This is a genomic window from Actinoplanes sp. DH11 (assembly GCF_020873875.1).
Taxonomy (GTDB): domain Bacteria; phylum Actinomycetota; class Actinomycetes; order Mycobacteriales; family Micromonosporaceae; genus Actinoplanes.
In genome coordinates this window covers 483,541-504,126 of sequence record NZ_JAHWGU010000001.1, presented here as the reverse complement: position 1 = coordinate 504,126, position 20,586 = coordinate 483,541, and the positions used below count along the sequence as shown (strand labels likewise).

The 20,586-nt window shown below is 69.7% G+C and carries 20 protein-coding genes; 4 read left to right on the top strand and 16 right to left on the bottom strand.

The genetic code is table 11. From position 1 onward, the window contains the following. The first annotated feature begins 75 nt into the window (after positions 1 to 75). From LPA41_RS02410 to LPA41_RS41660, 4 genes are all read left to right on the top strand, one after another. Positions 76 to 1,383, top strand: coding sequence for a FliI/YscN family ATPase (locus tag LPA41_RS02410; protein WP_229067920.1), 1,308 nt, complete (start codon positions 76 to 78; stop codon positions 1,381 to 1,383). Between the two features lie 989 nt (positions 1,384 to 2,372). Further along, positions 2,373 to 2,825 carry a cell envelope biogenesis protein TolA gene (locus LPA41_RS02405; protein ID WP_229067919.1) on the top strand — a complete coding sequence of 151 codons (453 nt, stop codon included), beginning with the start codon at positions 2,373 to 2,375 and terminating at the stop codon, positions 2,823 to 2,825. Then, positions 2,822 to 3,808, top strand: coding sequence for a transglycosylase SLT domain-containing protein (locus LPA41_RS02400; RefSeq protein WP_229067918.1), 987 nt, complete (start codon positions 2,822 to 2,824; stop codon positions 3,806 to 3,808). Before LPA41_RS02405 ends, LPA41_RS02400 begins: the two co-directional genes overlap by 4 nt. A 38-nt stretch (positions 3,809 to 3,846) precedes the next feature. Further along, positions 3,847 to 6,009 (top strand): flagellar hook-length control protein FliK, encoded by a 2,163-nt coding sequence (locus LPA41_RS41660; RefSeq protein ID WP_255689032.1) that lies wholly within the window; start codon positions 3,847 to 3,849, stop codon positions 6,007 to 6,009. Positions 6,010 to 6,120: 111 nt separating this feature from the next. Here the strand turns inward: LPA41_RS41660 and LPA41_RS02390 are convergent, their stop codons facing one another. The 16 genes from LPA41_RS02390 to LPA41_RS02315 all read right to left on the bottom strand — a co-directional run bounded on the left by LPA41_RS02390 (position 6,121) and on the right by LPA41_RS02315 (position 20,579). Next, complete coding sequence (locus LPA41_RS02390; RefSeq protein ID WP_229067917.1) at positions 6,121 to 6,351, bottom strand: hypothetical protein; 231 nt, start codon at positions 6,349 to 6,351, stop codon at positions 6,121 to 6,123. Continuing rightward, positions 6,348 to 8,054, bottom strand: coding sequence for a hypothetical protein (locus LPA41_RS02385; RefSeq protein WP_229067916.1), 1,707 nt, complete (start codon positions 8,052 to 8,054; stop codon positions 6,348 to 6,350). Before LPA41_RS02385 ends, LPA41_RS02390 begins: the two co-directional genes overlap by 4 nt. Then, a complete protein-coding gene (gene flhA / locus LPA41_RS02380) occupies positions 8,044 to 10,095 on the bottom strand; it encodes a flagellar biosynthesis protein FlhA (RefSeq protein ID WP_229067915.1) in 2,052 nt (683 codons plus the stop codon). The genes LPA41_RS02385 and flhA overlap by 11 nt, the downstream gene beginning before the upstream one ends. 214 nt (positions 10,096 to 10,309) lie before the next feature. Further along, a complete protein-coding gene (locus LPA41_RS02375; protein ID WP_229067914.1) occupies positions 10,310 to 11,392 on the bottom strand; it encodes a flagellar biosynthesis protein FlhB in 1,083 nt (360 codons plus the stop codon). 56 nt (positions 11,393 to 11,448) lie between these two features. Next, a complete protein-coding gene (locus LPA41_RS02370) occupies positions 11,449 to 12,213 on the bottom strand; it encodes a flagellar biosynthetic protein FliR (RefSeq protein ID WP_229067913.1) in 765 nt (254 codons plus the stop codon). Further along, entirely contained in the window at positions 12,213 to 13,142 is a 930-nt protein-coding gene (gene fliP, locus LPA41_RS02365) for a flagellar type III secretion system pore protein FliP (RefSeq protein WP_229067912.1), read from the bottom strand. Before fliP ends, LPA41_RS02370 begins: the two co-directional genes overlap by 1 nt. Further along, positions 13,142 to 13,570, bottom strand: coding sequence for a flagellar biosynthetic protein FliO (locus LPA41_RS02360; RefSeq protein ID WP_229067911.1), 429 nt, complete (start codon positions 13,568 to 13,570; stop codon positions 13,142 to 13,144). The genes fliP and LPA41_RS02360 overlap by 1 nt, the downstream gene beginning before the upstream one ends. Before the next feature lie 11 nt (positions 13,571 to 13,581). Further along, complete coding sequence (fliN, locus tag LPA41_RS02355) at positions 13,582 to 14,340, bottom strand: flagellar motor switch protein FliN (protein WP_229067910.1); 759 nt, start codon at positions 14,338 to 14,340, stop codon at positions 13,582 to 13,584. Next, the gene (locus LPA41_RS02350; RefSeq protein ID WP_229067909.1) at positions 14,337 to 15,305 is read right to left on the bottom strand and encodes a flagellar motor switch protein FliM; all 969 of its coding nucleotides are present in this window, start codon (positions 15,303 to 15,305) and stop codon (positions 14,337 to 14,339) included. The genes fliN and LPA41_RS02350 overlap by 4 nt, the downstream gene beginning before the upstream one ends. A 114-nt stretch (positions 15,306 to 15,419) precedes the next feature. Further along, positions 15,420 to 15,887 (bottom strand): flagellar basal body-associated protein FliL, encoded by a 468-nt coding sequence (gene fliL / locus LPA41_RS02345; RefSeq protein WP_229067908.1) that lies wholly within the window; start codon positions 15,885 to 15,887, stop codon positions 15,420 to 15,422. A 16-nt stretch (positions 15,888 to 15,903) separates the two neighbouring features. Continuing rightward, the gene (locus LPA41_RS02340) at positions 15,904 to 16,899 is read right to left on the bottom strand and encodes a flagellar motor protein MotB (RefSeq protein WP_229067907.1); all 996 of its coding nucleotides are present in this window, start codon (positions 16,897 to 16,899) and stop codon (positions 15,904 to 15,906) included. 4 nt (positions 16,900 to 16,903) lie between these two features. Next, entirely contained in the window at positions 16,904 to 17,695 is a 792-nt protein-coding gene (locus LPA41_RS02335) for a flagellar motor protein (RefSeq protein WP_229067906.1), read from the bottom strand. Then, complete coding sequence (locus LPA41_RS02330; RefSeq protein ID WP_229067905.1) at positions 17,695 to 17,976, bottom strand: flagellar FlbD family protein; 282 nt, start codon at positions 17,974 to 17,976, stop codon at positions 17,695 to 17,697. The genes LPA41_RS02335 and LPA41_RS02330 overlap by 1 nt, the downstream gene beginning before the upstream one ends. Positions 17,977 to 18,181: 205 nt before the next feature. After that, complete coding sequence (gene flgF, locus LPA41_RS02325) at positions 18,182 to 19,459, bottom strand: flagellar basal-body rod protein FlgF (protein WP_229067904.1); 1,278 nt, start codon at positions 19,457 to 19,459, stop codon at positions 18,182 to 18,184. A 41-nt stretch (positions 19,460 to 19,500) separates the two neighbouring features. Next, positions 19,501 to 19,965, bottom strand: a complete 465-nt coding sequence (locus LPA41_RS02320; protein WP_229067903.1) for a flagellar hook assembly protein FlgD — start codon at positions 19,963 to 19,965, stop codon at positions 19,501 to 19,503. Between the two features lie 125 nt (positions 19,966 to 20,090). Beyond that, on the bottom strand, positions 20,091 to 20,579 hold the full coding sequence (locus LPA41_RS02315) for a hypothetical protein (protein WP_229067902.1): 489 nt from the start codon (positions 20,577 to 20,579) through the stop codon (positions 20,091 to 20,093). Positions 20,580 to 20,586: the final 7 nt, after the last annotated feature.

Here is a 20,586-nt window from a genome sequence, read left to right as displayed (position 1 = left end):
GCCTTTGTGCGCTCAGCTTTCCGGCGCCGCGCGCCGCATCCAGGGCGCCCGGCCGCGCCGCAGGAGGACACAGTTATGACCGACCTGTTCCAGCACCGGTTGCACAGCGCGATCACCGCCGCCCGGCCGATGGTCAGCGGCCGGGTGACCGGCGCGGTGGGCCTGCGCGTGACGGTGAGCGGCATCGAGGCGAACGTCGGCGACCTGCTGCGGATCGGCGACGGCCCGGACAGTGTGTTCGCCGAGGTGGCGGCGATCGAGGGCGACCGGCTCTCCTGCCTGCCGCTCGGCCCGATCGCCGGGATGGGCGGCGGCACCCCGGCCTACAGCACCGGCGGCCCGCTACGCGTCGCGGTCGGCCCGGACCTGCGCGGGCGCATCCTGGACGGCCTGGGCCGCCCGATGGACGGCGGCCCGCCCCTGCGCGGTGAACTGGTCGGCATCGACACCGCGCCACCGGCGGCGATGGACCGCCAGCTGGTCGACAAGCCGATGTCCCTGGGCGTACGGGTGCTCGACACGCTCGTACCCTGCGGCCGCGGCCAGCGCATCGGCATCTTCGCCGGCTCGGGTGTCGGCAAGTCCACCCTGATGAGCATGATCACGCGCGGCACCTCGGCGGAGCTCAACGTGGTCGCCCTGGTCGGTGAGCGCGGCCGGGAGGTACGCGAGTTCATCGAACACGACCTCGGCGAGGAAGGTCTGGCCCGTTCGGTCGTCGTGATCGCCACCTCGGACACGCCACCGCTGGTCCGGCTCCGGGCCGGTTCGGTCGCCACCCGCATCGCCGAGTACTACCGCGACGAGGGCGCCGACGTGCTCCTCATGATGGACAGCGTGACCCGGGCCGCGATGGCGCAGCGCGAGGTCGGCCTCTCCGTCGGCGAACCACCGGCCACCCGGGGATATCCACCCTCGGTCTTCGCGATGCTCGCCTCCCTGCTGGAACGGGCCGGGCCGGGCGCCCGGGGCAGCATCACCGGCCTCTACACGGTGCTGGTCGAGGGCGACGACCACAACGAGCCGATCGCCGACGCGGCCCGTTCGATCTTGGACGGGCACATCGTGCTGGACCGCAAACTGGCGACCGCCGGCCACTTCCCCAGCATCCAGGCCCTCGACTCGATCTCCCGGGTAGCCAACAAGATCACCACTCGCGAGCAGCGCGCCGACGCCACCGAACTGCGCCGCCTGATGGCCGCACACCGCGACGTCCGGGAACTCGTCGAGATCGGCGCCTACGTACCCGGCACCAACCCCGACGCCGACCGGGCCAACGCCGCCTGGCCCCAGATCAGCGCCTTCTTGCGCCAGGACCTGGACGAACGTGTAACCGCAGACGACGCCTGGGCCGCCCTAAGAGCCCTCCTAGCAACAACATAACTTCCAACACCACCCGCGCCCTACTCTGGGTGCCGGCATCACCCGCGCCCCGCCCTGCCTGCCGGCACACCCGCGCCCCGCGGACCGGCACCACCCGCGCCCCACAGACCGGCATCACCCGGTGGGCTGACACGACGCGCGCCCCCGACCTGCGCCCCACCTGCGCCCCATCTGCGGGCCGACACCACTGGCGCCCCGCGGGCCGACACCGCCCGCGCACACCCCCGTGTTCCCACCCTCTACGGCCCACTGGCACCGGACGCGGCCATCCAGGCCGAGTAGGAACTGGGCGTGACGATGCTGTTGCCGCATGTTGATCTGCTAGCGCTACGAAATCGCGGTGATCACGGGCCTGTCACAGCGATTTCGTAGCGCTAGCAGATCAACACCGCCGCACGCCCGTAACGCAGCGCATCACGCTGACCGCCAGGAAGCCGAAGGCGAGAAAACCACGCCGCTCCGGCCCGCCACCGCATCGCACCATGCCAGTGGGTTGGGGCGCTGGTCGGGTTGTGGTCGCACCTTTTGGGCGGGATGTTCCGATCGTCTTGTGGGGAAGCGAGGGGTGCTTTCCATTGGTTTGTGGTGGCGGAGGCGGCAAGGACAAACCGGGAATGCCGCCACAGAACCAGCCCAGCCCACCCGGTCCGACCATAACCAAGGTCGCCCCAACCGCAACCAAGTCGCATTCCGCCCGCTGACGTCGAGGCCGCCGAAATCCACCAGGCGAAGCCGTAGTGGATTTCGGTGGTCTCGACGTCAGCTCCCATAGGGCGGAATGCCGCGAGCCGAAGGCGAAGCCGGCCAGCACAGCTCCCGTAGGGCGGAATGCCGCGAGCCGAAGGCGACGCCGGCCAGCACAGCAGCCGATCCGTCAGGCCAAAACCAGAACCAACCCAGTAGCAGACAGGTTGCGAGCACTCAGCGATCCGGTTGTCAGGCCGAAGCGGTGGAAGTGAGGGCCCACGAGCCCCGGTAGGAGGCAGACGTTGAACCGCTTGTTCCGACTCGGACCCGTTCTTCGTGCTCGCAAGGCGCAGGAGGATGCCGCTCGCGGCGCGGTCATCCAGTCCCGGGCCGAGATTCGTGAGGCCGAAGCCCTGCTGAAACGCCGCCGCCTGGAGTTGACGGGCGCGGATGCGCCGTCGGAGGGTTCGGCTCGTGCCATGGTGGCGGCGCTTGTCGCCCGGCAGTCGCTTGCCGCCGGGTTGTTCTCGGCGCAGCGCATGGTCGCCGACGCGGAGGATCTGGAGCGGGAGAAGATGGCCGCGCTCACCGAGGCGGCCAAGAAACGCCGGGCCGTGGAGTTGATGGCGGAACGGCACGCCGAGGCCGTCCGCGATCACGATCTCCGTGTCGACCAGTCCAACCTTGATGAGCTGGCGGTCACCGCGAAGGCCCGGCAGGCCGCCTCGGGTCCACAGGACGGGAGCCAGGAATGACTTCTATGGGTGTCAGCGGGGTTCTGTCCCGCGTTGCCGAGCTCAAGGAGCAGCTCGGACTCAATCCGCCGCCGGCCGGCACGGTCGCCGGCAGCTCGGGCACCAAGTTCGCTTCGGCGCTGGCCGACGCGACGGGCGCCGGTGTCGCTCAGCCCGGTGCTGCCGGACCGAGGGGTGCCGACGTCGTCGCGGCCGCCAAGAAGTACCTGGGTAAGCCGTACGTCTACGGCAGTGGTGATCCGTCGAAGGGGTTGGACTGTTCGGGGCTGGTGCAGCAGGCGTACGAGGATCTGGGTGTCGATCTGCCGCGCAACTCGTGGCAGCAGGCCCGCGCCGGTCGTCCGGTGGCGAGCATGTCGGACGCCAAGCCGGGTGACATCCTGGCTTTCAACTCGCCTGTCGACCACGTCGCGATCTATGTCGGCGACAACAAGATGATCGCGGCGCCGAAGCCAGGCGACCACGTCAAGATCCAATCGGTGTACGAGAAGCCGACCCACATCCGCCGCGTCCTGGACGATCTGCCGGTCGCCGCGGTGCAGGACATGTCGGCGTTGCGGCCGGCCGGTCTGCGGGCGGCCGGTGGCACGCAGGTGAGCGGTGTCCCGTACGCCGACCTCTTCAACCAGGCCGGTGCGCGGCACGGCGTCTCGCCGAAGCTGCTGGCGGCGGTCGCGAAGGTGGAGTCGGGCTACGACCCGCGTGCGGTCAGCAAGGCCGGCGCGCAGGGACTGATGCAGCTCATGCCGTCCACCGCGCGGGGGTTGGGTGTGAAGGACTCGTTCGACCCGGACCAGGCCGTCAACGGTGCCGCGAAGATGCTCTCCTCGCTCCTGAAGGAGTTCAAGTCGGTGCCGCTTGCGCTGGCTGCGTACAACGCCGGTGGTGGCGCGGTGCGCAAGTACGACGGAATTCCGCCGTTCGCCGAGACCCAGGCGTACGTCCCGAAGGTTCAGAAGGCCCTGGCCGCCTTGGGTGGCTGACCTCCCGACCGCTCGACCCCGGACATCAGGAGAGACTCATGGCGACTTCCGTGACAGGTCCCGATCGGCGGCCCACCACCGACAGCACCCGGCGAGCTGGGGGGCGGCGGGACGAGGGGGGTGCGGATTTCGGGTCGGCGCTCTCGGCGGAAATGGATCGGCCCGGGGGTGAGAAACCCGCTTCGGGTACGCCGTCGGCCGCACCCGGATCCGCCCGGGAGGCCGCGCAACGGGCCGCCGACGACCGCGCCGCCGCGACGCGGGCGTCCCTGGACCGGGCCGCCGCGGAGCGGGCCGCCGCCGAACGGGCTGCCGCCGACCGAGGGTTGATCAATCGGGCGGTACGGAACCGGATGGCGGCCGTCGACCACAACGCGACCGCGCAGAACACGGCGAAACGGGCCGCCGACCAGGCCGCCGGCCGAGCCGCGGACCGCACGGCCGACCAGCGGGCGGCCGCCGACCGGGCCGCCGACCAGCGCTCGGTCACCAACCGCGCCGCCGCGGACCGCGCCGCCGACCAGCGGGCCACCGCCAACCGCGCCGCTGCCGACCGCGCCGCCGACCAGCGCGCCACCGCCAACCGGACCGCCGCCGACCAGCGCGCCACCAGCCGGGCCGCCGACCAGCGGGCCACGGCCGACCGGGCGGCGGATCTGCGTGCGGCCGCGAACCGGGCGGCGGATCTGCGTGCGGCGGCGAGCCGGGCAGCGGTCCGGCCGGTCGCCGGGCGGCCCGCCGATCAGCGGCCCGCGGCCGAACGCACCGACCGGCCCGGCACCGATCGGGCCTCCGCCGATCGGGCCGTGACGAACCGGAGCACCACCGACCGGCCGGGCGCGAAGCCCACGGCCGGGCCGCGTGACACGGCAGCGGCCACCGGAGAGACAACCAGCGCCGCGACCGGGAAGGATCAGCCTGCGGGAGTGGCCGGAGACCCGGCCGCGCGCCCGGACACTGAGACCCGGACCGCGGAGACGCCCGTCCCCGGTGGTGCGGCCGCCGCCGCGGCGATGGCCGCGATGGCCGTACCGCAATCGGCAGCCACCCCGCTCGAGGGCACCGAAGGGACCGCGGCCGCCGATCCCCTGGCGATCTCGGGGACCGCTCCCGCCGCCACCGGTACGGCGCCGGCCGGAACCGCGGCGCAGCAGCCGGCCGTGGCGGGCGCGGACGGCACCGCCGGACAGGTTCCGGGTGCCGGGACACCCGCCGCCGGCGGCGGTGTCGGGACAGGTGCCGCCGCCCCGGGCACGACGGTCCCGGGCACCGCAGCCCCGGGCACCGCAGCAGGGCTCGCGGCCCCACCCGGCGTCACAGAGACCGCCGCGACGCCGCAGGGCACCACGGACAGCACCGGGACGCTGCAGGGCGCCACACAAACCGCTGCGACGACCGGAATTGCCCAGCAGGCCACCGCACCGGCGCCGGCCACCGAGGCCGCCGCCACGGCGACCGCACCGGCGGAGGGCTCCAGCGAGCTCACGCCGGAGGCTGCCGCCGCGCCGGCCGGTGACACGTCCGCGCCGGACACCGGGGACGGGTCGGCCGGTGGCGAGGCCGCGGGCGGCGAGCAGTTCCCGGGTGCGGGGACGGCCGGCGCCGAGGGCACCCCGGCGGGCGCGACACCGGGTGGGCTGCCGACCGGCGTACCCGGCACCACCCCGGCCGAGGCCGGTCTGCCGCCCGGCGGCGTACCGGGCCCGGGTGCGGTGACCGCGCCGCAGGCCGCCGCACCGGCCGCACCGGTGGCCGACGTGCCGGCACCGCCGCCGTCCACGCCGATCCCCGGGCCGCCGGCCTCGCAGCTGGCCATGCGGATCGTTCCGCTGCGCCTGGACGCGGACGGCGTGCATCGGCTCACCGTGCACCTGCATCCGGTCGACCTGGGGCCGGTCCAGGTGGTCGCAGAGATCCGCAACGGTGACATCAGCGTGCAGCTCTCCGGCGGTACCGAGGCCGGCACCGAGGCACTCCGGTCGTCGCTGGAGGATCTGCGCCGTGAGCTGCAGGAGTCCGGCTTCGGCAACTGCTCGCTCGACCTGCGGCAGGGCACCGCACAGCAGCAGGCCCGGCAGCAGACCGGTGGGCCGGGCCGGCGGGGGGACGCCACCGGCGGTACCGGCGACCTGCCGGCCGAGCCGGCACCGAACGCCACCCGGCGCACGGTTCCGGCCGGGCGGGTGGACCTGCAGGCCTGATCGGCACACGCACAGCTACATCTGTCCGGCACTCACGAACAGTGACGACCACCCGCCACGGCGGGTGGTCGTCACTGTTCGGTGGACGCTGCCGGCTACGGCCTCGCGGAGCTACGGCGTCGTGTTGTCGGTCGGCTCCGGCGTGACCGGCGCGCCGTCCGACGGGTGCTTGCGGTAACCGGCCACGACGAACCGCACCCCGGCCAGGAGCACGGCGGCGATCGGGACGGCGATCAGGAACCTGATCAGCACCTGCAGGATGTCGAGCTGGTCGAAGAGCAGGCGGTACCACGCCGGCGCGCTGATCAGCAGCGCGAACAGCAGGACCGACGGCCGGATCATCGCCGGGAGGCGCGTGACTGCCGGCGGGGCACGGCCGCGGACGGCATCACCTCGGCCGCGATCCGCGCGCACAGCATCGCGGCCCAGGCGTGCGGCGTGGCCGGCTTGCCGTCCAGCGAGAAGATCGGCACGTCCAGGCCGAGCACCGAGGCCGGGTCCGAGGTGAGCTCCACGCTGTGCACGACGAGCGCCTCCACGTCTCCGAGACCGCGCAGGTGGCGGGCGGTGTCCGCGGTCTTGCGGGTGGCGTCGACGACGGCCCAGAGCGCGGTGGCGCCGAGGGCGTCGCACATGTCGTTGACCCAGAACGGGTCGGTCCCGCCGACCGGGGCGTCGATCACGACGATCCAGGAGTGGTCGGAGCTCTGCAGCTTGTCGGCGCGCGACTCGGCGGCGCCCCGGCTGGAGATCAGCCGGGAGGAGTGCAGCCCGGTGCCGGCGGTCGAGGGGCCGGCCAGCAGCAGGTGGCTCTGGTCCACGTGGACCTGTTCGAGCAGCTGCTTGGCGATGGGTACGGCAGTGTGCACCTCACCGGCCAGCACCAGGATCTCCCCCGGCCCGTCCGGGATGCCGGGCGCGGACGGCCGGGCGGCGAGCACGCTGAGCACACCCGCGTACGTGTCCCCGCCAGTGATCTTGCGAGCCATCTCCTCCGGCATGCCGACCGTCATAAGGTTCCGCTGCACCGGATCGAGCTCGCCGGAGCGCAGTGCCGGTGCGGCCACCGGTGCGGGGGCCGTCGCGACGACCGGCGCCGCCGGTGAGACGGGGGCGGGTGGTTCGTCGATTCCGTACACCTCGGCGGCGGACCGGATCGGGGCCGGGCTGAACGGCGCCGCAGTGGCCGCCCGGGGCGGCACGGCGGTCGGCTCGGATGTCCGCAGCGGAGCCGGCGTGGCGGCCCGGGCCTGCGCGGACACGGCGGTACGGATCGGCGCGGCCGCCTCCGGCATGTGCGGCATGTGCGGCATCTGCGCCGGCTGCATCTGCGGCGTCGCGGTGTGTGCGGCAGGCGCCTGCGGTGCCGACAGATGCGCCGCCGGCTGCGATGCCTGCGACATGTGCTGCATCTGCGGCCGCTGCGACGTCTGTTGCATCTGCGGTGGCTGGGGCGGCATCGGCGGTTCCTTCGGGGCTGCGGCGGCCGGTCGAGCCGGGAAGCTCGGCACGGTCGGCAGGGCCGCCGGGAGTGTCCGGTGCCCGGCGTTCACCGCGGAACCGCCGGCCGCGGCGGGACGGAACGGCCGTACCGTCGGCGTCTCGTCCCGGTTCTCGGTCTGCCGTGGCCTGGCCGCTGCTCGTGGTGGACTCCCCCCGGCGCCGTGGCTGGCCGCGTCCAGGCCGGCCATCAGGTCCGCGAAGGCCGCGCCGGTGTCGCCGAGACCGGCGTTGCGGCCCTCGCTCCGGACGCGTGTGTCACCGTTCGAGCCCCCCTCCGGGCTGATCCGGTCCTGGGATTCGGCCTGCTCCAGCAGACGCTCGAAGTTGTTCGTGTCGTTCTGGCCGACGGTCTGTTGCGCCATGTCATCACTGTCCTCGGTCGGATCCGGTACCTCGACGGAAAGCTCGTAGTGCTGCTTCGCGAAGAAGCCCCCGATACCACCGCTTCGTACCTTGTCGGCGGAAATGATCTTCACGCCGGAGCCGTACTCGTCACGTACCTGAGCCAGCAGCGGCTCGATGGTCGGTCCCTCAAGCAGCACCCGCGTAGGCACCGTTCACCACCCCTATCGTCTCGATCTGTGCGGTGGAACCAGAGATTTCGCTGTACGACAGCACCTGCACCCGGCGGGAGCCGGCACGCAGCAGTCGCATGAGTGGCAGCCGCAGCTGCGGTGAGCAGGCCAGGACCGGGTTCAGTCCCTGCTGCTCGGCGGCCTCGGCGAGCCGGCTTGCCTCGCTGACGATCGCCTCGGCACGCATGCCGTCGATCGCCATGAAGGCGCCGGTGTCGCTGGGCCGCAACGACTCGAGCAGGCTCTGCTCGAGCATCGGGTCGAGCGTGATCACGGTGAGCCGCCCGGCCGACGTGTACTGCGCCGCGATCGCCGGGCCGAGGGCGCCGCGTGCCGCCTCGACCAGGCTGTCGTGGTCCATGGTCGTCTTGGCCCGCAGCGACAGCGCCTCGAAGATCCGAACCAGGTCGCGGATCGGCACCCCCTCGTCGAGCATCGCCTGGAGGACCTTCTGGATCTGGCCGAGGCTGAGCAGACCGGGCGTCAGCTCCTCGACCACGACGGGGTGGGTGCGCTTGACCATCTCGGTCAGCGCCCGCACGTCCTCGCGACCCAGCAGGCGGCTCGCGTTGGTCCGGACGATCTCGGCCAGGTGCGTGATGATCACCGAGGCCCGGTCCACCACCGTCGCCCCGGAGAGTTCGGCCTGGTAGTGCAGCTCGGCCGGCACCCACTTGCCGGCCAGCCCGAAGACCGGCTCGACCCCGGCCCGGCCGGGCAGCGCCTGCAGTCCCTCACCGATCGCCAGGACCGCGCCCGGCGGCGCCTGCCCGGTGCCGGCGTCGACACCGGAGATCCGGATGGCGTACGACGAGAGGGGCAGGTCCAGGTCGTCCCGGGTACGGACCGGCGGCATGATCACGCCCAGTTCCATCGCCATCTTGCGGCGCAGCGCGCGTACCCGGTCCAGCAGGTCCCCGCTGCTCTGATCGACCAGGTCGACCAGGTCGGGTGCGAGGGCCAGCTCCAGCGGGTCGATCCGCATCTCGCCGAGCAGTTGTTCCGGCGAGTCGGGGGCGGGCATGTCGACCGCCTCGGCGGCGGCGGCCGCCTCCTCCTTTGCCTCCGGTTCCGGGTCCTTCATCCGCTGGGCGATCGCCAGGACCGCACCACCGACCAGCAGGAACGGCAGCTTCGGCAGGCCCGGGATGATGCAGAGGGCGAGCGCGGCGCCACCGCCGATACGCAGGGCGAGCTTGTTCTGGCCGAGCTGGGCGGTGACCGTCTGACCCATGTCGCCGGAGGTGGCCGACCGGGTGACGATCAGACCGGTGGCGACCGACAGCAGCAGAGCGGGGATCTGCGAGACCAGGCCGTCGCCGATGCTCAGCATGCTGTAGTGGTTCATCGCGTCGACCGGGGCCATGCCGGCCTGCATGATGCCGATCGCGAACCCGCCGACCAGGTTGATCAGCGTGATGATGATGGCCGCGATGGCGTCGCCCTTGACGAACTTCGAACCACCGTCCATCGCGCCGTAGAACTCGGCCTCGGCCGCCACCTCGGCGCGGCGCTTCTTCGCGCCGGCCTCGTCGATCAGGCCGGCGTTGAGGTCCGCGTCGATCGCCATCTGCTTGCCCGGCATGGCGTCGAGGGTGAAGCGGGCACCGACCTCGGCGACCCGCTCGGCACCCTTCGTCACCACGATCATCTGGACGATCACCAGGATCGAGAAGATCACCAGGCCGATCACCAGGTTGCCGCCGACGACGAAGCTGCCGAACGCGTGGATCACCTTGCCGGCGTCACCGTCGCGGAGCACCAGCCGGGTCGCGCTGATGTTGAGCGCCAGCCGGAACAGGGTGAGGACCAGCAACAGGGCCGGGAAGACCGCGAAGTCCAGCGGCTTCTGGACGAACATCGAGATCAGCAGGGTCAGCAGCGCAACCGTGATGTTGACGGCGATGAAGAGATCCAGCAGGAAGGTCGGCAGGGGTACGACCATCATGAGAATGATGCCGACGACCCCCACCGGCACGGCGAACTTGCTTAGGTTCTGCTTCTTCACGGCACCTTCCGAGCATGGGCAGTTCGATGGCCGCGCGAACTCAGCCGCCGTCCCTGGCGTCGTTGCGTCCGGCGACCCTTCGCCGTCACTGAGGCCGCTGTGGCACCGCCACGCACCGATCTTCCCTGCTCTTGCACCCCTACGTGAGTAAATCTCCTGAAATTTCGGTTACGTCACGGGCGACACACCGGTCACCTGCTTGCAAAGTGGCCGCTCAGGCCACGAGGTTCGGACTCTGGTGCAGGCCTGCCGCCGAGCCCTTCGCCTTGAGACTCATCACGAACGCCAGCACCTTGGCGACCGCGCCGAAGAAGTCCGCCGGGATCTCCTGGCCGACCTCGCAGCTGTCGTAGAGGGATCGCGCCAGCGGCACGTCCTGCACCATCGGCACCCGGTTGTCGTTCGCCAGTTCCCGGATCTTCGCCGCGAGCGGCCCCCGGCCCATCGCCACCACCCGCGGGGCACCCTTCTCCGGCTCGTAGCGCAGAGCGACCGCCACGTGCACCGGGTTGACCACCACGACGTCGGCCGTCGGCACGTCCGCCATCTGCCGGCTCTGCGCCATCGCCATCTGCCGGGCCCGGATCTGGCCCTTGACGTGCGGGTCACCCTCGGTGTTCTTGTACTCCTGCTTGACCTCTTCCTTGGTCATCCGCAGTTGCTTGTTGGTGCGCCGCTTCACCACGAAGTAGTCGGCGCCGGCCATCACGATGCCGGCGGCCGCCGCGGCCCGGATCAAGGAGATCGCCGCGTCGTTGACGATGTCGAGCGTCGAGGCGAGCGGCAGCTGACCGGCCTGCATGAGCACCGGGACGATGTCCTTCATCGTCATCCAGAGCACACCGGTCAGCACGCCCGTCTTGACAAGTGCCTTGGTCGCCTCCCAGAGCGACTGCGGCCCGAACATCCGTTTGATGCCGGGCAGCGGGTTCAGGCGCTTGAACTTGGGGACGAACAGCTTCGACGCCACCCGGATGCCACCCTGCGCGGCGGCGCCGGCGATGCCGACGAACATCATCGTCAGCGCCAGTGGCAGCACCGCCCAGACCGCGCCCATCAGCGCCTCGCGCAGGACCGCGATGTTCCGGCCCGGATCCGGGTTCTCGATCGTCTCCGGGATCTTCGTCATCAGCTCCTGGGCCTGCTCCATGGCCGTGCTCAGGGTGCGGGGCAGCATGATGCTGGCGGCCAGGATCCCGAACCAGGCGCCGAGGTCCTGTGTCTTGCCCATCTGGCCTTCTTGCTTGGCCTTCTTGAGCTTTTGGGCTGTCGGTTGCTCGGTTTTCTCGCCGGACATCTCACCCCCTGAAGTTCAGCCGCCGGATCCGGCGGAGCCACCACGGCCGGCCGGATTCAGCCGCCGCTGAGTTTGACCACCGCGGTGACCGACTTCTCGACGAGCGTGTTGAGCACGCCGGGCAGCATCGTGATGGCCAGCCCGGAGAGCGTCACCACCATGAAGATCTTCACCGGGAAGCCGAGCTGGAACGCGTTGAGCGCCGGCGCCACCCGGTTCAGCAGGCCGAGCGCGACGTCGGCCAGGAACAGCACCGCGATCAGCGGCCCGGCGATCTGCACCGCGGCCAGGAACAGCTCGGCCACGCCGCCGAGCAGCACCTGGCTCGACGTCTCCATGTCGAACGAGGCGTCCAGCGGCATGGTCCGGAAGCTCTGCAGGAAGCCGCGCAGGATCATCTGATGCCCGTCGCTCGCGAAGAGCAGGGTCACCGCGACAAGGTTGTAGAACCGGCCCATCACCGAGCTCTGGCTGAACGACAGCGGGTCGTAGGCGGACGCCAGCGTCAGGCCGCCGAAAAGGTCGAGCAGGTCACCGGCGGCCTGCAGGGCGGCGAAGAACAGCGCCGTGATGAACCCGAGGGTGGCGCCGACGAAGACCTGGAGCAGGACACTGAAGATGATGTCCTGGGTGTCCAGCGGCGGCACGGTCTTCCGCAGGTAGGGCGCCATCGGCAGGGTGAGCCCGACCGAGAGCAGCGCCTTGACCTGGGCGGGGATGAGCCGCGAGTTGAACGGCGGGCACACCATCATCCACGCGCCGGTGCGCACCGCTCCCAGCATGACCGCCAGGAACTCCGCGGTGGCGACTTCGAGGTTCATTACCTGTACGAGCCCACCAGCGACGTGATGATCAGACCCCAGCCGTCCACGAGTACGAACAGCAGGAGCTTGAACGGCAGCGCCACGGTGACCGGGGGCAGCATCATCATGCCCAGTGACATCAGGGAGGCGGACACGACGAGGTCGATGATCAGGAACGGGATGAAGATGACGAAGCCGATGATGAACGCGGCCCGCAGCTCGGAGAGGACGAACGCCGGGACCAGCGTGGTCAGCGGCACGTCGTCCATGTTGTCCGGCCGCTCCTCGCCGGCCACCCGGGTGAGCAGCGCGACCTCGTCCGGCCGGGTCACCGACTGCATGAAGTCGCGCAGCGGCTGCACACCGTCGTTGAACGCCTGCGACTGCGTCTTGTCCCCGGCCAGGTAGGGCTGCACGCCGACCTCGTTGATCGAGGAGACGGTCGGGCCCATGACGAACAGGCTGAGGAACAGCGCCAGACCGGCAAGCACCTGGTTGGGCGGCATCGAGGTCAGGCCGAGGGCGTTACGGGTGATGCCGAGGACCATGAAGATCTTGGTGAACGAGGTGCAGAGCAGCAGCAGGGCCGGCGCCACCGACAGGGCGGTCAGACCGAGAACGATCACGAGTGACGAGGCCGGGCGGGACCCGTCGGGATTCGTACCGTTGATGTTGAGGTTGATCGAGGGTGGCGAGGGTGGAGCCGGCGCCTGCGGCATCGGAGCCTGCGGGATCGGCGCCTGCGGCACCGGGACATGAGCGACCGGGCCCTGCGGCAGGCGCGGGGGTGGCTGAGCGGGAAGCGCCAGGGGTACGGGCACGCCCGCCCGATCCTGACTCACCACCGTGCCCGCGCCCGTGTGGAACGGCATCGCGGAAGCGGCGGTCGGCAGCAGCACGAGGGCCAGCCCCGCCGCCGCCAGAAGGATCAGGATCGCGCGTCGCATCATCGCCTCGCAGTTCGCTCGGGCCGTGCCGTTCGCTCGCGAAGGAAATCCACCGCCGACGTCCAGGTGCGCGGGGAGAGGAGCGAGCCGTGCAGCCGGCCGCCGGTGGCCGCCGGGTGCCGCCCGGGCAGTTCGTCACCGTCCAGGTCGACCGGGATGTGCTCCTCCTCCGGCTCGGTCAGGAACGTCTCGGAGTCGTACTCGCCGAGCAGGCTCACCTGCGCGTCGGTGATGCCGATGACCAGCGCCCGGTCGGCGACCCGGACCACGGCCACCGCCGCGCCCCGGCCCACCTGCTGGGTGCCGAGCACCGCCAGCGCGGCGTTGCCGCGAATGCCGAACGGCCGCCGCAGCAACCGGGCCAGCCCCCACATCATCAGCAGGACGACCAGCAGCGTGATGGCCACCTGAAGCAACAGCGGGATCAAGGTGGTGACTCCTATTCGGCGCCGGGCGCGACGATCTCGGTGATCCGGATGCCGAAGTTCTCGTCGACCACCACGACCTCGCCCCGGGCGATGAGCCGCCCGTTGACCAGCAGGTCGGCGGGGCTACCAGCGGCCCGGTCCAGTTCGACGATGGCACCCGGGGTGAGCGAGAGCAGTTCGCGCACACTCATCCGGGTCCGGCCCAGCTCGGCCGAGACCTCCATCTCGACGTCGTGCAGCATGTCCAGCCCGGCGCCGCGGCCGCCGCCCATCACCGCGGCCATCCTGGGCGACGCCGGCGCGAGACCGCCGGACAGGTCCTCCCCGGGCCACTGGTTGAGCGCCAGGGCGATCACCGCGCGTACCGCCTCGTCGTCGCGCAGCGGCACCGCCACCGCGCCCTCCTTCGCGGCCAGCGCGCTGAGCGCCACCTCCGGATCCATCAGCTGACCGGGGTCGAGCACCACCGGCCCGAACACCCGGGCCGCCGCCTCCAGCGCCGGCCGGACCGCCGCGGTCAGGTCGAGTTCGCCGAGCGGGCTCTCCCGCAGCGCGTCCGCCAGGTCCTGCCCGACGACCACGACCACCTCGCCGGAGGCCGCGCCGGTGAAGCGCGCGGTGATCGCCTGGCCGTCGATAACCGTGCCGGCGTCGGGGATGACCGGGTCGCTCGCGAACAGGGCCCGGCTGGTGGGCAGGACGGCCAGCGCGGCGTCGGCGGCGTTCCGGGCGAGCGCCAGCTGTGGCGCGGTCATGGTGGGCGCTGTCATTGGGGGCCAGACTCCTTGGACGGGCTCTCATGGGGCGACGGCACGACGAGACAGGCGAGCCGGGCGCCCTGGTTACCGGGAACTGCATGAGCGAAGACGATCTCGTTGACGGTCACTTCGAGCGGCCGGCTGGTCGGATGTCCCAGCGGCACGACATCCCCGGGGCGTAGATCCACGATGTCATCGGTACGCATCCGAATGGGCTGGAATCGCACTGCTACGTCGATCGGAGCGGCGGAAAGTCCGGCCGTCAGGTTCCGGTGCGCCCGGTCCCGGGCCTGCCGCTCGGCCGCGCTCAGCACGATCGTCTCGGTCTTGGAGAGCACCGGCAGGATGGTGTTGAACGGCAGGCAGATCGTGGACACGCACTCCTCCGCGCCGATCTTCATCTCGAACGACGCGATCACCACGGCGTCGCCGGGCGCGTGGGCACGCAGGAACTGCGCGTTGTACTCGATCTCCTTGAGATGCGGCGTGATGTCCACAAGCGTCTCGAACCCGTACCGCAGCTCGCCCAGCATCCGCTCGACCAGACCGCGCAGCAGTGGCATCTCGACCTCGGTCAGGGGCCGTTCCGGCTGGGTTCCGCCGGGTCCCCCGAGCATGTGGTCGATCGCGGTCATCACGGCCGACTGCGCGATCTCCAGCAGCACCGTGCCGGGCAGCGGGTCGAGGGTGACCACGGCGATGATCGTCGGGTTGGCGAGCGCGGCGACGTACTCGTCGTAGTTGAGCTGCTCGATGGAGATCAGCGAGCAGTTGCTCACCGCGCGGAGCCGGGTGGTGAGGAGGGTGCCACAGCTGCGGGCGTACGTCTCGAACGCGATCTGCAACGTGCGCACGTGCTCGCGGGAGAGCTTGATCGGCCGGCGGAAGTCGTACGGCGCCGGGCCTCCGCCTTGGCCGCGACGTGACATCTTGCCGGGGGAGCGGGCGGCGGAGACCGCGGAGGACGACTTGGTCACGTCGTCCTCATCGGCTCGTTTCGGGAACCGCTGAGCCGTGGTGGCGCTTCATCCCTTTTTATGACCGATGGGCAGATTCCCTCCCGGGAATCTGCCCATCCGGGCGCGGACCGGCTACTGCGTGACGAAGGAGGTGAAGTAGACGTCCATGACCATCTCCACGCCGTCCTTGGTATAGGCCTTCTTCAGCTTCTCCAGGAATTCGGCCTTGATCGCGTTGCGCCCCTCGTCGGTGGAGAGCTCGGCGACGTCACGGCCGGTGTAGGTCTCGATCGCGATGTTGAGCGCTTCGTTGATGTCCACCGCTTCCTCGCCGCCCTCCTCCGTCTGCTGGATGGCGAACCCCAGCTTCAGGTAGTGGCCCTCGGCCAGGTTCACGGTAAGCGTGTTCTCGATCGCCGTGACGATGCCCTTGACCGGTTCCTCCTTCGCCTCCGCCGTGTCGCCGCGAAGCATGAAGAACGCTCCGGCGCCGCCGCCGCCCAGCACGACCAGCGCGATGGCCACGATCATGATCAGCATCTTCTTGGACTTCTTCGGCGCCTCGTCGGCGGCGGTGGCGTCCTTGTCGTCCTTGGCCATATCGGCACCCCTCTCGTCAGTCAGTGGTGGAATCGGTGGTCGTCCCGGCCGCCTCGGCCTTCGCCTGTGCCGTGGTCTGCCCGGTGTGCAGCTTGGCGTCCGAGCCGGCTGCGGAGGGCAGCAGCGCCGCCTGGTCGGGCGTGAGCGTCGTCAGGACCACGACGTCCACCCGGCGGTTCTGGGTGATCGACCGCGGGTCGGACGGGTCGATCAGCGGCCTGGTGTCGGAGAAGCCCACCGCGGTCAGCCGCTTCTTGGGGATTTTGTTCTCGGTGAAGAACCGGACCACCGTCGAGGCACGAGCTGACGAGAGCTCCCAGCCGCTCGGGTAAAAGGTCGTCTGCGCTCTGAGCTGGTTGGTGTGACCATCCACCTCGATCTTGTTCGGCAGGCCCACCAGCGCCGGGGCGACCGCCCGGAGGATCCGGCGGCCACCGGACTGCAGTTCCGCCCGGTTGCCGGCGAACACCACCTCGTTGGTGATGATCGTGATGATCAGGCCCCGGGAGTCGATGGTGAACTTCGCGTTGCCGAGCAGCTTCTCCCTGGCGAGGGCATCGGAGATCTTGTTCTCGATCTTCTTGAGGTCCTCGGCCTCCTTGGCCGCCTTCTCGGCGTTGGCCCAGGCTTTCTTCCGTTCCTCAGCCTTCAGGGCCGCCTCGACCGCGGCCTTCTGCTTCTGGTTCAGACCCTCGGTGCCGGAGCTGCCGTCACCGGGATTGGAGCCCGGGTCGATCTGGACGATCTGGGCGGTGTTCGCGGCGCCGTCGAGCGGCGCCGACTGACCGGTGAAGGCCACACTGTCGGCGCCGAAGCCGGCGGAGAGACCGGCTGCCAGTTCGGCGAACTTCTTCTGGTCGACGCTGCTCATCGCGAAAAGGACCACGAAGAGGACGAACAGCAGGGTGAGCATGTCGGCGTACGACACGAGCCAGCGCTCGTGGTTGACATGTTCCTCGTGTTCCTCGTGGCCCTTCTTGCGCCGGCCGCCACCGCCACCACCGGAACTCATCTGATCAGGCTGCCTTCTTCGTCGTCGCTGCGGCTTCGGCCTTCTTCATTTCGTCGGGCGGCAGCAGGCTGCGGAGCTTCTGCGCCACCAGGCGCGGGTTCGAGCCGGCCTGGATCGCGAGCACACCGTCGATCACCAGCTCCATCTCCTCGGCCTCGATGGCGCTCAGCCGGGTCAGGCGCGCCGCCAGCGGGAGGAACATCAGGTTGGAGCTGAGCACGCCCCACAGGGTCGCGACGAAGGCCGCGGCGATCGAGTGGCCCAGGGTCTCCGGCTTGTCCAGGTTCTCCAGAACGTGCACCAGACCCATGACCGTGCCGATGATGCCGATCGTCGGGGCGTAACCACCCATGCCCTCGATGAACTTCACGCCGGCCTTGTCGGCCTTCTTCTTGGCGGTGACCTCGGCATGCAGGATGTCGTGCAGCTCGTCCGGGTCGGTGCCGTCGATCGCCAGTTGCAGGCCTCGCTTGAGGAACGGGTGCTCGACCGTCTTGACCGCGTCCTCGAGGGCCAGCAGGCCTTCCCGGCGGGCCCGTTCGGCCAGCTTCACGACGGCGTCGAGCAGCTCGGTCGGCGGAGTGACCTTGGACGTGAAGGCCTTCTTCAGTGAGGCGAAGAAGCCCTTGGCGTCCTTCATGACACCGCCCGCCATCGCAGCGCAGAAGGCGCCGCCGAAGACGAGCAACATCGCCGGGAGCAGCAGGATCGAGGCGGGGTGCCCACCCTCCAGGATCTGGACGATGAAGACGATCGTCATACCGACGACCACACCGAGAATGCTTGCGAGGTCCATCAACGTTCCTTCCGGTGCAGGTGAAGCACCTTGGCGGCGGTGTCGTCATCCGTGGCGGGCTCGGCACCCTCCACGGGTTCGGTCTCCATGCGGCTCGCCTGGGCGATCAGCGAGGCGCGGTAGTGGCGTACCGACTCGATGAACTCGGGCACGGACTCGGCGATGATGTACTTCGTGCCGTCCACCAGGGTCACTACCGTGTCGGGCGTGCAGTCGACGCGCTCGACCAGGTCCGGGTTCAGCGCGAACACGGAACCGTTGATACGGGTTACAAGGATCACGACTTCCGTCCTTGGGGCGTCTCGTCTGGTGGGGCCCTCCGTGGCCTGTCACCTACTACTTCGGCCGGTTGTGGGTAACTGATGAGATCGAGAGGGCCGTTATCCGAATGGGAAACCGCCCGGAACGGGACGTACGTCAGCGCCCGGCAAAGAAAAGGGCCGAGCCAGGCACGGATGCCCGACCCGGCCACCGCCGAGTGCTGGATCAACGCTTCAGGTTGACGAGCTCCTGAAGGATCTCGTCCGAGGTGGTAATGATCTTGGAGTTCGCCTGGAAGCCGCGCTGCGCGACGACCAGGTTGGTGAACTCCTGCGCCAGGTCGACGTTCGACATCTCCAGCGCGCCGGAGATGACCTGACCCATGCCGGCGCTGCCCGGCTGACCCACCTGGGCGTAACCCGAGTTCACCGACGTACGGAACATCGAGTTGCCGACCTTCTCCAGGCCCGCCACGTTCTTGAACGTCGCCATGGCGACCTGGCCCAGCGTCTGCTTCAGGCCGTTGCTGTAGACGCCGATGATCTCGCCGGTGTCCGAGACGGTGTAGGAGAGCGAGGTCAGCGCACCCGCGGTCTGGCCGTCGGTGTCGAACACCCGGGCGTCGGAGAGACCGGAGTACGAGGTCACATCGGAGAGATCGACGTCGTAGTCACCGATCTTGGCCCTGCCGGTGGTCTCGTCGATGACGCCGCCGAGCTTCGGTTTGCCGTTCTCGAACTCGATGTCGACCGGATCGCCGATCGGGTTCTCACTGCCGTCGGCGTTGGGCTCACCGAGCATGGTGACCTTCCATGCCGAGGTGGGCGGATCGCCGGCGTTGTCGACCACGCCGCGCTCGAACTTGGCGGTGACCGTGTGTGTGGCGCCCTGGGCGTCGAACACCTTGACCGGAATGGTGGTCGAGTAGTTGTCGCCACCGTTGTCCGGCTTGTTCGCGTCCGGGATCGGATCGGTACTCAGGTTGCCCTTGAGGGTGACCGTCGTGGTCGGCTCCGGCGCGATGGTGGCACCGAGCGGCATCCGGATGTCGCCCGGCTTGCCCGCCGCGTTGACCACGCCGTTCTCGGCGGTCCAGCCCTGCACCGGCTCACCGGTCGTGGTGGTGAGCGTGCCGTTCGCGTCGAAGAAGAAGGAACCGGCCCGGGTGTAGAGCTGCTCGTTGCCGCTGCGGGTGATGAAGAAGCCGTCACCCTGGATCATCATGTCGCCGGACTTGCCGGTCGTCTGCGCCGAACCCTGGCTGAAGTTCGCGGTGATGCCGGCGACCCGGACACCGAGACCGACCTGGGCCGCGTTGGTGCCACCTTGGCCGTTCTGCGGTGATCCGGCGGCACCCATCATCTGACTGAGCGCGTCCTGGAACTGCACCTGGGAGGACTTGTAACCGGTGGTGTTGACGTTCGCGATGTTGTTACCCGTGACGTCGATCATCCGCTGGTGCGCGTTGAGGCCACTGATGCCGGAGTAGAGAGAACGCAGCATGGAAACAATTCCTTTGCGGTCGAGAGGCCGTCAGTCCGCCGTCAGAGGGCGGGTGGGGCGGTGGGACGGGAGTCGGAGGCGGTCTGTGAGATCTCCGTGACCTTGGACAGCTGCACGTCCATGTTCCCGACCTTCAACGTCGGTTCGCTGTCTCCGTTGAGCTTCGCCGAGGTGATCACGCCGGTCTGCGAGGCGCCGGTGTCGTCCATGTACGTCACCGTCTTGCCCACCAGCGAGCTGGCGCCGATCATGCGCTGTGCCGAGAGCATGTCGATCATGTCTTCCAGCTTCTCGACCTGCGTGAACTGGGCGGTCTGCGCCATGAACGCGGTCGAGTCGGCGGGCTTGGAAGGGTCCTGGTACTTCAGCTGGGCGACGAGGAGCTTCATGAAGGTGTCCTTGTCGCCGAGCGACTTGGCCTTGGCCTCGGAGCTTTTCGCCGCAGCGAGTGCGGCGGCCTTGGCGGCATCACTGGAACCGATCGGTCCGGAGGTCGGCGAGGTCATTGACTTCTCCTGTCCGTTGCGAGCTCAACCTAAGGTTCGGCGCGCCTCCGCGATTGCTTAGCCACAAATTTGCGGGCCCGCCGATCGGCGGGCCCGCAACGGGAGCTTTTCAATTAGGACCTCGGTCAGGGTGCGAGAGACAGGCTGAGCTTCCCCTTGCCGTACCGGCTGACCTCGCACATGAGGTCGAGGCGGCGGCCGAGCGCGAGCAGGACCGCGCGCGCGTCGCCCGGCAGCTCCATGCCCGGGTAGATCACCTGGTAGAGCTTGAGGTGAGGCGCCCCCTCACGGTTGAGCAGACTGGTGAAGACGTTGCAGAGCTCGAAGACGTTCTCCGCGAGGTTGGGGAAGAGCTGCTTCTCGTCGATGCTGTCCTCGGCGGCGCCGGCCGGCAGCAGGCCCAGGGCCGCCCCGGCGTTCGCCGCGAGGCTCAGCTGCATGCCCATCACCGCGTAGATCTTCTGACCGGGATCGGTGAAGATGGCGACAGTTGCGGTCTTGATCTCCTCAGCGCTCAGCGGGTCGCCGGGGCTGACCACCACCTCGCGACCGAGCAGATCCTCGAACAGGTTACGTACGGCTAGTGAGCCGGGAAGAACCGAGACGTCTGACATGTCTTAA

Bases quoted from the DNA above. Each gene is read 5' to 3' on its own strand.
- LPA41_RS02410 (WP_229067920.1), top strand. From the start codon at position 76: ATGACCGACCTGTTCCAGCACCGGTTGCACAGCGCGATCACCGCCGCC.
- LPA41_RS02400 (WP_229067918.1), top strand. From the start codon at position 2,822: ATGACTTCTATGGGTGTCAGCGGGGTTCTGTCCCGCGTTGCCGAGCTC.
- LPA41_RS41660 (WP_255689032.1), top strand. From the start codon at position 3,847: ATGGCGACTTCCGTGACAGGTCCCGATCGGCGGCCCACCACCGACAGC.
- LPA41_RS02390 (WP_229067917.1), bottom strand. From the start codon at position 6,351: ATGATCCGGCCGTCGGTCCTGCTGTTCGCGCTGCTGATCAGCGCGCCG.
- LPA41_RS02375 (WP_229067914.1), bottom strand. From the start codon at position 11,392: ATGTCCGGCGAGAAAACCGAGCAACCGACAGCCCAAAAGCTCAAGAAG.
- LPA41_RS02370 (WP_229067913.1), bottom strand. From the start codon at position 12,213: ATGAACCTCGAAGTCGCCACCGCGGAGTTCCTGGCGGTCATGCTGGGA.
- fliP (WP_229067912.1), bottom strand. From the start codon at position 13,142: ATGCGACGCGCGATCCTGATCCTTCTGGCGGCGGCGGGGCTGGCCCTC.
- fliN (WP_229067910.1), bottom strand. From the start codon at position 14,340: ATGACAGCGCCCACCATGACCGCGCCACAGCTGGCGCTCGCCCGGAAC.
- fliL (WP_229067908.1), bottom strand. From the start codon at position 15,887: ATGGCCAAGGACGACAAGGACGCCACCGCCGCCGACGAGGCGCCGAAG.
- LPA41_RS02340 (WP_229067907.1), bottom strand. From the start codon at position 16,899: ATGAGTTCCGGTGGTGGCGGTGGCGGCCGGCGCAAGAAGGGCCACGAG.
- LPA41_RS02335 (WP_229067906.1), bottom strand. From the start codon at position 17,695: ATGGACCTCGCAAGCATTCTCGGTGTGGTCGTCGGTATGACGATCGTC.
- flgF (WP_229067904.1), bottom strand. From the start codon at position 19,459: ATGCTGCGTTCTCTCTACTCCGGCATCAGTGGCCTCAACGCGCACCAG.
- LPA41_RS02320 (WP_229067903.1), bottom strand. From the start codon at position 19,965: ATGACCTCGCCGACCTCCGGACCGATCGGTTCCAGTGATGCCGCCAAG.
- LPA41_RS02315 (WP_229067902.1), bottom strand. From the start codon at position 20,579: ATGTCAGACGTCTCGGTTCTTCCCGGCTCACTAGCCGTACGTAACCTG.